Origin of the sequence: Actinoplanes sp. TBRC 11911, assembly GCF_012933445.1 — a bacterium.
Classification (GTDB): Bacteria; Actinomycetota; Actinomycetes; order Mycobacteriales; family Micromonosporaceae; genus Actinoplanes.
This window is the reverse complement of the sequence record NZ_JABBNC010000041.1, coordinates 12,145-24,989: the sequence shown is the minus strand read 5'-3', so window position 1 is coordinate 24,989 and position 12,845 is coordinate 12,145. Positions and strand designations below refer to the sequence as shown.

The 12,845-nt window shown below is 69.1% G+C and carries 11 protein-coding genes; 7 read left to right on the top strand and 4 right to left on the bottom strand.

The genetic code is table 11. The features are described 5' to 3' along the window. Window positions 1-17 precede the first annotated feature (17 nt). The 4 genes from HH310_RS37040 to HH310_RS37025 form a co-directional block, all read right to left on the bottom strand. The gene (locus HH310_RS37040) at window positions 18-668 is read right to left on the bottom strand and encodes an aminodeoxychorismate/anthranilate synthase component II (RefSeq protein WP_169180409.1); all 651 of its coding nucleotides are present in this window, start codon (window positions 666-668) and stop codon (window positions 18-20) included. Window positions 669-670: 2 nt separating this feature from the next. Further along, window positions 671-1,000: a hypothetical protein gene (locus tag HH310_RS37035; RefSeq protein WP_169180408.1), complete on the bottom strand. Its 330-nt coding sequence runs from the start codon at window positions 998-1,000 to the stop codon at window positions 671-673. A 2-nt stretch (window positions 1,001-1,002) separates the two neighbouring features. Then, on the bottom strand, window positions 1,003-3,300 hold the full coding sequence (locus HH310_RS45640) for a class E sortase (RefSeq protein WP_312034571.1): 2,298 nt from the start codon (window positions 3,298-3,300) through the stop codon (window positions 1,003-1,005). Between the two features lie 860 nt (window positions 3,301-4,160). Beyond that, the gene (locus tag HH310_RS37025) at window positions 4,161-4,973 is read right to left on the bottom strand and encodes a DUF881 domain-containing protein (RefSeq protein ID WP_169180407.1); all 813 of its coding nucleotides are present in this window, start codon (window positions 4,971-4,973) and stop codon (window positions 4,161-4,163) included. A gap of 177 nt (window positions 4,974-5,150) precedes the next feature. Here HH310_RS37025 and HH310_RS37020 point away from each other — a divergent pair, with 177 nt between their 5' ends. From HH310_RS37020 to HH310_RS36990, 7 genes are all read left to right on the top strand, one after another. Beyond that, window positions 5,151-5,414: a cell division protein CrgA gene (locus tag HH310_RS37020; protein ID WP_169180406.1), complete on the top strand. Its 264-nt coding sequence runs from the start codon at window positions 5,151-5,153 to the stop codon at window positions 5,412-5,414. A 152-nt stretch (window positions 5,415-5,566) separates the two neighbouring features. Next, window positions 5,567-7,705, top strand: a complete 2,139-nt coding sequence (locus tag HH310_RS37015; RefSeq protein ID WP_169180405.1) for a (Fe-S)-binding protein — start codon at window positions 5,567-5,569, stop codon at window positions 7,703-7,705. A gap of 50 nt (window positions 7,706-7,755) precedes the next feature. Next, a complete protein-coding gene (locus HH310_RS37010) occupies window positions 7,756-9,087 on the top strand; it encodes a hemolysin family protein (RefSeq protein ID WP_169180404.1) in 1,332 nt (443 codons plus the stop codon). After that, the gene (locus HH310_RS37005) at window positions 9,080-10,126 is read left to right on the top strand and encodes a hemolysin family protein (protein ID WP_169180403.1); all 1,047 of its coding nucleotides are present in this window, start codon (window positions 9,080-9,082) and stop codon (window positions 10,124-10,126) included. Before HH310_RS37010 ends, HH310_RS37005 begins: the two co-directional genes overlap by 8 nt. A 75-nt stretch (window positions 10,127-10,201) precedes the next feature. Then, window positions 10,202-10,999 (top strand): LamG domain-containing protein, encoded by a 798-nt coding sequence (locus HH310_RS37000; protein ID WP_248294796.1) that lies wholly within the window; start codon window positions 10,202-10,204, stop codon window positions 10,997-10,999. Window positions 11,000-11,020: 21 nt separating this feature from the next. Next, window positions 11,021-11,959, top strand: coding sequence for an FAD-binding oxidoreductase (locus HH310_RS36995; RefSeq protein ID WP_169180402.1), 939 nt, complete (start codon window positions 11,021-11,023; stop codon window positions 11,957-11,959). 83 nt (window positions 11,960-12,042) lie between these two features. Continuing rightward, entirely contained in the window at window positions 12,043-12,804 is a 762-nt protein-coding gene (locus HH310_RS36990) for a DUF3800 domain-containing protein (protein ID WP_169180401.1), read from the top strand. The last annotated feature ends 41 nt before the right edge of the window (window positions 12,805-12,845 follow it).

Below are 12,845 nucleotides of genomic sequence, written 5' to 3'. Positions count from 1 at the left end.
CTCGGGGGCGGCCCCTTTCAGACCGACGCGAACGCGGCCCGGCGGCGGGTTTCCACCTCGGCGGCCAGGGCCGGCGCCTTCTCCAGCGCGCTCGTCAGCCCGCAGAAGGCGAGCCAGTTCGCGAGCATGGTGTGCCCGCCCTCGGTGAGCACCGACTCTGGGTGGAACTGCACACCCTCGATCGGCAGCTCCCGGTGCCGCATCGCCATCACGACGCCCGACTCGGTGCGGCCGGTCACCTCGATCTCGGCGGGCAGCGTCTCGGGCAGTACGGCCAGCGAGTGGTAGCGGGTCGCGGTGAACGGCTCCGGAAGGCCGGCCAGCACACCCGCGCCGGTGTGGTGCACTTCGGACGTCTTGCCGTGCAGCAGCTCCGGAGCGCGGGTCACGGTCGCACCGAACGCGGCCCCGATCGCCTGATGGCCGAGGCAAACCCCGAACATCGGAAGCTTTCCCGCGTACGCCCGGATGACGTCCATGGTGATACCGGCCCGTTCCGGAGTGCCCGGCCCGGGGGACAGCAGGATGCCGGCGGCGCCGAACGTACCGACGTCCGCCACCGAGATCTCGTCGTTGCGCCGGACCTCGCAGTCGGCGCCTAGCTGGCCCAGATACTGCACCAGGTTGAAGACGAACGAGTCGTAGTTGTCGATCACCAGAATGCGCATCGTCACTCCCCCGGAAGGTCGGTCGGCGCGGACGTCTTCGACTGCTTCGGGCTGGCCGAGTGCGACGGGTCCGGCTCGTTCGTCTCGGTGCTGTAGGGGATCTCGTCCGGCGCTCCGGACTCGGCCGGGGTCACCGAGTCGGGATCGGTCCGCGACGTGCCGGTGTCCTGACCGTTGTCCGTCACCTGGACGTCGTCGAACGGCAGCAGCGGGGTGGCAGCGGGGAAAACCACGTACCAGAGCAGGGCGATCGTCGCCACCGCCAGGCCGAGAGAGCCGGCGAGCTTGCCCCACACGCCGAACGGAAGTTTGCGCCAGATCCAGGCGTACATGGCTACTTCGTCTTCATCTCGGCCGGCATGCCGGCGTCGGGCAGGCTCGGGTCACGCTTGACCGTACGCGCGAGCTCGGCGTGCACGATGAGCCGCTGGTAGTTGTTGAACTTCGGGTTGCACGTGGTCAACGTGAGCAGCTTCTTGGTCGGCGTCTGACCCGGGTGGTTCGGTACCGGGGCCACCACCTCGACCTGGGTCGGCTTGACGACCTGGTCGCCGTACACCTTGTACACGTACCAGCTGTCCCTGGTCTCGACGCCGATGACGTCACCCGGGTGCAGCTCGTCGATGAACCAGAAGATCTTGCGGATCCGGTGCCCGGCGACCGAGAAGTTGCCGACCTCGCCGGGCATCGCGCTGTCCGGGTAGTGGCCGGGCGCTCCCTTGATGTCCTTGGGGGTGACGCCGTTGACGACCACCCACTCCTTTTTCAGCTTCGGGATGTAGAGACGGCCGACCAGGTTCGCGGCGGGCGCGGCCGGACCGATCGGCGCCTTGGTCGGACCGACGGTCGGGTCGTTCCACGACTGGTCCAGCTCCTGCGAGAGCGCGTCCTGCTCGTGCTGCACCTCGGCCGAGTTACCGAACACCTCGTAGCCCGCGAACAGCAGCACGATCAACCCGAAGGTGATCATCAGCTCGCCGGAGATCCGGATTCCCCCGCGGATCCGGGAGCCGACGGTCGGGCGGGTCAGCTCCGAGTACACGCTCTTGTAGCCCTCGCCGGTCTGCTCCGGCCGCAGCTTCACCACGCGCTCGCCGCGCTTCGGCCCGTCGTCGTCGCCCGGCTCGTCGATGCTCGGCGCGGGGACGGCGCCTGGAAGTGCCGGGACGGCCTCGGCGGCACCGAGGGCGGCGTCCGGCTCGGCTTTCGCCTTCGCGGCCTTCGCCGCCACACCGGGCACTGCGGACATGAGAGCCGTCGCTTCCTTGATGGGCGGTGGTTGAGGTGCGGATGTCGTACGCCTCAACGAGGGAAGCAGCCCGGTAGGCGCGTCTGATGTGCTGATGACGGCGGTCTCGTGTGGATCCTGGGGCGCGTCGTTGGCGGGGAGGCCGCCCGGGGCCGCAGCATCCGCGGCATTGCTGAAGAACGAGGTGGTGCTGGCGAAGCTGGTGGTGTTGCCGCGGCCGCCTTGGGCGCCGTTGCGCGTTCCGGCGCCGCTGTGCGTCCCAGTGCCGTTGTGCGTGCCAGTGCCGTTGTGGGTTCCGGTCCCGTTGTGCGTTCCGGCGCCGCCGCTCTGGCTTCCGGCGCCGCCACCGGGATAGGCCGGTCCGCCGGTGTGGCCGTTGGCCGGGTTCGCGGCGGGGTAGGCCGCGGTGCCGGACTGGCCGCCGCCCGCACTGCCGCCGGGGAACACTGTCGGGCCGGTGTGGCCGCCGGAGTAGGCGGTGGCGGCCGAGTGGCCGTTCGGCGCGTCGCTACCGGGGTAAGCGGTGGTTTCAGTCGCGTTGCCGGGGTAGGCGGTGTGGCCGTTTGCCGCGCTGCCTGGGTAGGCGACCGCGCCGGTGTGGCCATTACCGCCCGGATAGGACGGTCCGCCGGTCGGGTATGCCGGACTTCCAGCCAGGGCGGTGCTGCCGGGATAGGTGCCCGGGGCGCCGCCCGAAAAAGTGCCGTTGGCGCTGCCGGGGTAGGCCGGGCGCATGGCCTGCCCACCGGGCGTCGCGGACGTGGCGCTGCCGGCCGGGCGGGTCGCCGCGACGAAAGCGTTGCCGGCTGGCGGGCTACCGGCGAACGCGGCACCCACGGCCGGGCTGGCGGGCACGGCGGCGCCGACCGCCGGGCTGGCGGGGACCGAGGCGCCTACCGCGGGACTGACCGGGCCGTTGTGGAATTGGTACGCGGCGGGATCCTCGCTGGGTGTGCGGAAGTCGCCGTTGGTGGTCTGCGGATAGGCCGCGGTTGCCGAACCCGTGAACTGCTGGCCGTTTCCGGCCTGCTGCTGCCCGTTAGCGGTGGGGAATCGCGGTGCGTCGCCCGGCTGTGCCGGGCGCGGTGGAACATAGCTCGGCGACTCCTCGGCATCCCGCCGGGCGCCGGGCGCGTTCGCCTCGGCGCCGCGCGCGTTCACTTCGGTGCCACGAGCCGCAAAACCCTCGGGCTGCCGATGGGACAAATCACCCGATTGAGGGACGTTCTGGGCGACAATGTTCGGCTGCGGAGGCGTTCCGGCGAAGCCGTTCGCCGGTGGCGAGGTCGGTGCGGCGCCGCCGGTGAGCGTGAAGCCGGCCGAGGCGGCCGTCGTCGTTGGCTCGGCGCTGCGCATCCGTGCGGCCGCCACGGCCGCGCTCACATCCGGATCAGCGCTCTGCGGGGCGGCTTGCGCACCTGCCGCACGGGCTGCGGCCTCGCGCGCGGCCGCGATGCGTCGCCGCACACCCTCGTCGGGCTGAGCGTGAAGGGTTTCGGGCGCTGACGAGGACGGCGTTCCCGCCGGGGCCGCGGTGGGAGCCGGAACGTTGGCCGGCGCCGGCACAGCACCAGAAGCACTGGGGAACCCGGCAGGAGCGGAACCGGGCGCCGTGGCAGTCGGGCCGGCAGGGGCTGGGAAGGCCGCGGGATCGGGCCCAGAGGCGGCCGGAGCCGGGAAGGCGGCCGGAACGGCACCTGACGGGCCCGCTGCGGCGGGAAACGGCGCCGGGGCGGCCCCTGGCCGAGGCTGGGCGGCCCCGGGCGTTGCGGCACCAGCCATGGGCGGCGGCGCAGCAACCCCAGGCGGCGCAGCAACCCCAGGCGGCGCAGCAACCCCAGGCTGCGTAACGACCCCAGGCTGGGCAGCGACCCCAGGCTGCGTAACGACCCCAGGCTGCGTAACGACCCCAGGCTGTGGAGCGGCGCCACCGGCCGGCGCGGGAACGACTCCCGGCGATGTCGGCGTAACGCTGGGCGACCCGGGAACAGTGCCAGGCACCCCGGGAGCGGCTGCGGGCGACGCGGCCACAGCGCCCGTTGGTGCGGGTGCGGGTGCGGCTGCGGACGGTGCGGATGGGACAGTCGCGGCGCCGAGCCCCACGGGAGGCGCCAGCGGCCCGCCCGGCACGCCATCCGGGGAGGCGTCGGTGATGCGCGGGATGTAAGCCGTCTGAGCATCCCCGTCGGGTGCGCGGTGCCGCCCCGAACCGCCGCCCGACGTCGGAGTGTTCTCGCCCGCCATCAGTTGGCAACCCGCGCGGATCGGAGGTCGCTCGAGCCGTCGTACGCCCGCACTGTCACGTTCCTCTCGACGGTTTCGGTATAACCAAGGCCGAAGTCGGCGACCGCATCGCGGAACTGCTGGACCCCGTCCGCGGTTTCCAACGCGCGATGCATCGCTGTGGGTTCGCCAATCGCAGTGATCTTGAAGGGCGGGGAGAAAACCTGGCCGTGAAGGAGCAGCGTGTTGCCGACACAGCGTACCGCGCTCGTGGAGATCACGCGGACATCCATGATCGACATTGCCTCGGCCCCACCAGCCCAGAGTGCGTTGACCACCGCCTGAACATCACCCTGGTGGACGACCAGATCGTCGTTGTCGGGCGCGTTCTCGGCGCCGAACTCGCTGCGCCGCCGAGGCGAGTCGTTGAGAGTGACGGTGACGCCCGGGCCCTGCAGCGCCGTGAAGCCGGCCGGAGCCCGTAACGTGTCGGCCCGTTCGCGAGCCTCCTTCACCGGCTGGTCCACTTCGGCGAGCTGGGCCGTGTCCTGATCGACCTCGTTGCGAAGTTTCGCCGCCGTCTGCTCGCGCGCGTCGAGGCGTACCCGCTTGTCCTGAATGAGCTGGGCGAGCTGGGGCCGTCGGTCATCGCGCAACTGCGTACCGTCAGCGGTCCTCGCCGAGGTGGTGAAAAGCAGGCCCGCCGCCAGCGCGATCAGCGGAACCCCGACCGCCCATCCGCGCGTCCGCCGGATGCGCCGGCGCGGTATCACAGCACGCAGTGCGCGCCGCAACACGAGCCGCCACGAGGGCGCGCCGGTGGTGTATTCCACTGACTTGTCCTCCCCGAATGCCGCGCTCCGGCATTTTCTTCGCCTGGCGGGTGCGTCACTGCGCGCCGCCTTGACTACGCTAGCTGTCGAACAGTATTCGCCACGGGCAGCAAAAGGGATCACCCGAGCCGCTCAGAGGTGGGTTGTTCACCACTTGTTGCCCTTCAGGAGAGCACCGTGCCGAAGTCTCAGGTTCGCAAGAAGAAGGTCTACACCCCGCCGACGGACATCCGCCCGGCGGCTGCCGCGGCGTCCAAGAAACCTAGTCCGACGTGGCTGCCGATCACCGCGGTGGGCCTCATCGTCGTCGGCATCGCCTGGTTGGTCGTGTATTACCTGTCCTCGCAGCAGTACCCGGTCGAGGCCTGGCGGTATTGGAACCTCGCGATCGGCTTCGGTTGCATGGTCGGCTCCCTCGCCATCCTGTCGAAGTGGCGCTAGCCCAGCACTGAGCCGTTCTTCACTCAGAGCGCATCCCGCGCTGAAGCGGGGTGCGCTCTCAGCTATACGTAACACAGCGCAGCGCTCAGGTGCGTCCGTCGATTACTGGTGAGTAACATAGCGGCGGAGCGCCGATCGAGGAGGCACAACGCATGGGCATCCCGCAGATAGTCGCCACCGTTCTGGCCGGCGCCGTGACGATCACGGCCGTGGTCCTCGCGGTGCGGGCGGTGCTGACCATCACGGCGGTGATCCGGCAGGGCCAACCCGATCCGGAGCGCTTCTCGGCCAAGGGCACGCGCACCGCGACGATGCTCAAGGAGATCTTCGGCCACACGCGGATGCTCAAGTGGAGCGCGATCGGTGCCGCCCACTGGTTCGTGATGACCTCCTTCATGATCCTGTTCCTGCTGGTCCTCGAGGCGTACTTCGAGGTCGTCAGCCCGACGGGTGAGCTGCCGCTGATCGGGCACTGGGTGGTCTACGGCTTCGTCACCGAGTGGATCGGCATCCTCGGCCTGCTCGGCATCCTCTACCTGGTCTTCGTCCGGCAGCGGTCCAAGCCAGGCAGGCAGAATCGCAGCCGGTTCCTCGGCTCGACCATGTGGCAGGCGTACTTCGTCGAGTTCGTCATCGTCGGCGTCCTGATCTGCGGCTTCCTGATCCGCGGGTTCAAGGTCGCCAACGACACGTTCGACTTCCCGGTCTGGGCGACTCCGCTCAGCCACGGCGTCGGCTCGCTGCTCCCGGCGGCGAGCGACGGTCCCACCTGGGTCGCCCTCGTCAAGCTGCTCATCTCGATGGGCTGGCTGATCACCATCGCGCTGAACCCGACCATGGGCGTGGCGTGGCACCGCTTCCTCGCGTTCTTCAACATCTTCTTCAAGCGCAGTCCGGAGAAGCCGGCCGGCTCGGGTCTGGGCGCGCTGCGGCCGATGATGAGCGGCGGCAAGCCCCTCGACTTCGAGGAGGCCGACCCGGAGAAGGACCAGTTCGGCGTCGCTCAGGTCGAGCAGTTCAGCTGGAAGGGTCTGCTCGACTTCTCCACCTGCACCGAGTGCGGTCGCTGCCAGTCGCAGTGCCCGGCGTGGAACACTGCCAAGCCGTTGTCGCCCAAGCTCCTCGTGATGTCACTGCGCGATCACGCGTACGCCAAGGCCCCGTACCTGCTCGGCGGCGGCGGTAAGGATCTGACCGGCGAGGAGCGCGCCACCGCGGCTCAGCTCGCGCACATGGACGTGCTCGCCCTGGCCGAGGCGGATCGACCGCTGATCGGGACGGCCGAGGAGAACGGCGTCATCGACCCGGACGTGCTCTGGTCCTGCACCACGTGTGGTGCGTGTGTCGAGCAGTGCCCGGTCGACATCGAGCACGTCGACGCGATCGTCGACATGCGCCGCTACCAGGTGCTGATCGAGTCGAGCTTCCCGTCCGAGGCCGGCGTGATGCTGCGCAACCTGGAGAACAAGGGCAACCCGTGGGGCGCGCCGCAGAACACCCGCGAGGACTGGACCAAGGGTCTCGACTTCGAGATCAAGAGGGCCGGCGAGACCGAGGACTTCGAGTACCTGTTCTGGGTGGGCTGCGCCGGCGCGTTCGAGGACCGGGCGAAGAAGACCACTCGCGCGGTGGCGACGCTGCTGCACGAGGCCGGCGTCGACTTCGCGATCCTGGGTGAGGGCGAGACCTGCACCGGCGACCCGGCCCGCCGCATCGGCAACGAGTTCGTCTTCCAGATGCTGGCCCAGCAGAACGTCGAGACGCTGCAGGAGGCGAAGGTCAAGAAGATCGTCGCCAGCTGCCCGCACTGCTTCAACACGCTCGGCAACGAGTACGAGCAGCTCGGCCTCAAGGTCGAGGTCGTGCACCACACCCAGCTGCTCTCGCACCTGGTTCAGCAGGGCAAGCTCACCCCGGTCCAGCCGATCGAGGGCGATGTGACGTACCACGACCCCTGCTACCTGGGCCGGCACAACCGGGTGTTCGACGCGCCGCGCGAGGTGCTCGGCCAGGCCGTCGGCAACCTCGTCGAGATGCCGCGCAACCAGGAGCGTTCCTTCTGCTGCGGGGCCGGCGGCGCCCGGATGTGGATGGAAGAGAAGATCGGCAAGCGGATCAACGTCGAGCGCACCGAGGAGGCGCTGGCGACCGGTGCGAAGACGATCGCGGTCGGCTGCCCGTTCTGCTCCACCATGATCGGTGACGGCGTCACCGGCAAGGGCGAGCAGGAGAACGTCGAGGTCGTCGACGTCGCGACGGTTCTGCTGCGTTCCTTGAAACAGGAGGTCTAGGAGGCGGCGCACGGGCGGTCCGGCAGAATGAGTGCCGAGGTGAAGCGATCATGGACGGCCTGTTCCTGACCGCGGTGCTCCCGTTGGCGGCTTTCGCGCTGCTGACGGCGGGCAACGCGTTCTTTGTGGCCGCCGAGTTCGGGCTGGTCACCGTCGACCGGGCGGAGATCGACAGGCGGGCGGACGCCGGCGATCGCCGGGCCGCCACGGTGCGGCACGCCCTGCACGAGCTCTCCTTCCAGCTCTCCGGCACGCAGCTCGGCATCACGGTGACCGCCCTGCTCACCGGCTATCTGGCCGAGCCGGCCCTGTCGAAGCTGTTCGACCCGATCGTGGAGCCGATCGCGGGTGACGCCAGCGAAGGCATCACGCATGCGCTGGCGCTGATCGTCGCGACGCTGGTCTCGATGCTGTTCGGCGAGCTGGTGCCGAAGAACGCGGCGCTGGCCCGCCCGATGCGCAGCGCGCTGGCCACCGCTCCGTTCCTGCGCCGCTTCACCCGGCTGTTCAAGTGGCTGATCGCGGTGCTGAACGGCTCGGCGAACTGGCTGGTCCGCCGGATCGGGGTGGAACCGCAGGAGGAGCTGGCCAGCGCCCGCTCGCCGGAGGAGCTCGGTTTACTCGCCGCGATCAGTGCCCGGGCCGGCGCGTTGCCGGACGAGACGGCCACGCTGATGCGCCGCACGATCCGCTTCGGCGAGAAACGCGCGGCCGAGGCGATGACCCCCCGCGTCGACGTGGTCGGGCTCAAGACCACGGCCAGCGTCGCCGATCTCATCGAGGTCGCCCGGGAGACCGGACACACCCGCTTTCCCGTGTACGAGAACACGATCGACCTCGTCATCGGGGTGGCCGGAGTGCCCGACGCGCTGGGTGTGGCGCCGGACAGGCGTACGGGAACAGAGGTTTCGGTCATCGCCCGGGAACCGGTGTCGGTGCCGGAAAGCCTCGGCCTGGACCGGGTGCTGGCGGCGTTGCGGGAGGCGGACGCCGACCTGGCCATCGTCGTCGACGAGTACGGCGGCACGGACGGCGTGGTCACCGTCGAGGACCTGATCGAGGAGCTGGTCGGCGAGATCACCGACGAGTACGACGAGGAGGAGGCGTCGAGCACCGGCGAGTTGATCGCGCCCGGCGGCCGGAAGACGTTCGTGGTGGACGGCCTGCTCCGCGAGGACGAGCTGATCGAGCAGACCGGCTTTCAACTGCCCGAGGGCCCGTACGAGACGCTGGCCGGTTTCCTGCTCGCACGGCTCGGCCACATCCCCAAGGCGGGCGAGTCGGTGACCGCGGACGGGTGGACGTTCACCGTGATCGAGGTCGACCGGCACCGCGTCGAAGAGGTGCGCGTGGTCGCGCCGCAGGAGCCGGCCGATGACTAAAATCCTGGTGACGATCCTGCTGCTGATCGGCAACGGCGTCTTCGTCGGTGGTGAGTTCGCGTTGATCGCGTCGAGGCGTACGGCGCTGGAACCGCTCGCCGCCACCTCCAAGCGTGCCCGGTGGGCGTTGTCCGCGATGAACCAGATCCCCATCATGATCGCCGGCGCGCAACTCGGCATCACGATCTGCTCGCTGGCGATCGGTGCGCTCGCCGAACCGGCACTGGCCCACGTGCTGGAAGGCCCGTTCGACTCGCTGGGCCTGCCGGAGAACGCGGTGCACCCGGTCGCGTTCGTGCTGGCCCTGGTCATCGTGGTCTTCCTGCACACGGTGATCGGCGAGATGGTGCCGAAGAACATCACGCTGGCCGGGCCGGAACGCGCGGCGCTCTGGCTGGGCCCGTTCATGCTGGCGTTCTGCACGGCGACCAAGCCGCTGCTCAACGCGATGCGCTGGGCCGCCCGGACGGTGCTCAAGCTGTGGAAGGTCGAAGCCACCGACGCGGTCAAGACGGTGTTCACCGCCGAGGAACTGGCCGGCATGGTCACCCAGGCGCGTAGCGAGGGCCTGCTCGGCACCGAACAGTACGCCCGGATCCACGCCGCGCTGGGTCTCAACGACCGCACCGCCGCCGACATCCTGCGCCCGTGGTCCGGCGTCACCACGGTGGCGGACGACGCGACTCCGGCCACGATCGAGGCGCTGTCCACGCGCAGCGGCCGGTCCCGCTTCCCGGTGGTCCGCGGCGAGAGCGGGCAGGTGCTGGGCTTTGTGCACGTCAAGGACATCCTGGGGTACTCGTCGGAGCGTCGCGCCCTGCCGATGCCGCCCGAGATCATCCGGCCGCTGGTGTCGGTGTCGCCCGATCGGACCCTCGCGGACCTGCTGCTGACGATGCGGCGCGACACGCTGCACATCGTGCTGGTCAGCGACGGCGGGCGGCCGCTCGGCGTGATCACCCTGGACGACGTGATCCACGCGGTGGTCGGGGAGGCGGGACATCCGATCATGCCGGCCGGGGCTCGTACGGTCGGGTGACCGCTGGCGGGTGCAATCGTTGACCCGGCGTGGTGTGGTGCCAGGGTGTCCAGGATTTTTTCGGACAATTACCCTATGTCAGGTAATCGGTGGGTGCTCCTGCTGACCGGAGTCGTCGTGCTCGCGGTCGGACTCGGCTTCGACGCCAAACCCATCCCGGCGGCCCCGGGGATGCTGCCCACCAGTGAGGTCCCGGTCTCGACACCGCCGGGCGACGTCGGTGTCGCCACCCGGCCGGTCAGCGTGCGGTACACATTCGACGATGGGATCCACCGGCCGATCGCGGACGTGGCCGGGCGCTACCAGCTGCAGGCCCTGGGGCACAACGGCGGCGCCCTTCGCCTGGTGCGTAAGGGCCACGGCTTCGCTCTCGGCTTCCCGGACCGGTGCCGGATGGCCCGTGCCCGGGACTGCCCGACGGCCATTCTCCAGGGCGTACGGGACGACAGCCTGAACCCGGGCCGGCGGCCGCTGCGCTACGGCGCGTCGATCCGGATGACGCACGCCGACCTCGCCGACGGGGCGAACGTGCTGCAGAAGGGCTACTCCGTGGGGGAGATGGGCCAGTTCAAGCTGCAGGTCGACCATTCCCTGGGGCATCCCAGTTGCGTGCTGGCCAACCAGGGGCGCCGCTACCGGGCCGAGCCGTGGCTGGACGTGGCCGACGGAAGGTGGCACGACCTCGCCTGCGAGCGCTCCAACGAGCGACTGTCCATGTCGGTGGACGGGGTGGTGAAGGCGTGGGTGCCGGTGCCGCCGCGGCTGTCGATCGCGAGCGACGAGCCGCTGCGCGTCGGCGGCAAGAGCGCCGGGGATCGAGACGACCAGTTCGCGGGCGAGATCGACAACGTTTTCCTCGACATCGGGGGATGATGCCGGGGAGAGGGGTGTTTCATGCGCGTATCGATCATCGGTAGTGGCGTCATCGGGATGACCGTGGCACACGAGCTCGCGACGCACGGACACGAGGTCACGGTGATTTCCGACCGCGATCATCGAGCGTCGGTCTCGTCGGTGGCGGCGGCGATCTGGTTCCCGTACGGCGTGGGCCGTACCGACCGGGTGATGGCCGCCGCGGCGACGACGTTCCAGCGGTTGGTGGCGTTGGCGGACGATCCCGCTACCGGGGTTCGGATGCGGTCGGGGACGGTGCTCGCACGTACGGCCGCCCCTGATTTTTCGTATATTTCCGGTGTGCCGGTTGTTTCCGGAGTGCCGGACGGCGCGAGTGGCGTACGGTGTGACTTGCCGCTTATTGTCACGGGTGTCTATTTAGGATGGTTACGCAAGCAGCTGGACGATCGGGGGGTACGCCTCGAGAGCCGTTCAGTGTCCGCAATAGATGACGTGACCGACGCCGACGCGGTGGTGGTGGCCGCGGGCTTGGGGTCGGCGGCCCTGGTCGGCGGCGACCCCGGCCTGCACCCGGTGCGCGGCCAGGTCGTCCGCCTGGCAAATCCCGGCCTGACCGACTTCGTCCTGGACGACGACAACCCGGCTGGCCTGACGTACGTGGTCCCTCGAGACGAAGACATCGTGTGCGGCGGCACCGACGAGCCCCATTCCTGGGATGAGCACCCGCACGGCGACGTCGAAGCCGCGATCCTGGCCCGGGCGACCGCTTTGGTGCCGGCCTTGCGCGGCTTGCCGGTGGTCTCACGAGCCGCGGGCCTCCGCCCGGCCCGCCCCCACGTGCGCCTGGAGCTGTTACCGGCCCGTCCCCGCCCGGTCGTCGCCTGCTACGGCCACGGCGGCTCCGGCTTCACCCTCTCCTGGGGCGAGGCCGCCGACGTCCGCCGCCTCCTCGAAAGCCCTGCGATCTGGCCGGAGTAAATGACACGAGCGGCGGCTATCCAAAGTGGTGCGACGCGCGGTATAGATAAGCGCTATTGTCACGCGCGATCGAAGGATGTCCGGTGCTCATTGCCTACATCGACGAGTCGGGGAACACCGGTGATATTGATCAGGGCGGCTCATTGACTTACAGCCTGGGATGCGTTCTTGTTAACTCCCAGGCGTGGCCCGAGTCGTTCAACGATCTTCTTATGTTTCGCCGTCGGGTCAGGGATAAGTTCGGTATACCCATGCGTGTGGAGCTCAAGGCAAATTATCTGCTCCGCAATGGAGGTCCGATCCGCGATCTGGGGCTCGCGCCGGCCGCTCGTAACGTCATCTACAGGGCTCACATGAGAGTCTTGACGGATCTTGGAGCTAGGGTATTCGGGGTTGTCATCGACAAGCGCAACACCATCGCTCAGCCCGCCGCGGTCTTCGACCTGGCTTGGGAGACTCTTCTGCAACGCCTGGAGCGGGCAAGCTTCTACGGGCGACAGCCATTCATGATCATGCACGATGAGGGCGAGGACCTGCAGATCAGGAAACTGGTGCGCCGCGCGCGTCGATATCTCACGGCGGGAAGCATGTATGGTGCGGGATCGTTGGTCAACGCAGCCAAGAAGCTTATCGACGACCCGGTGCCCCGGCGATCGGATCACTCCTATTTCATACAGCTGGCGGACCTGGTCGCCTACGCGGCGTTTCGCAATACCGTCGCTCCTGGGCGAAACATCGCCACGGTTTGCCCTCAGGGGATGTGGCACGAGATCGGCGCGGCCATCCGAACCGAAACCAACCGCTTCAGCGGAGGGACTCCGGGGATTGTCGTGCGTGAGGCATGAAAAGGCCCCCCAGCTGAGCTGGGGGGCGGAAAGTGCCTACG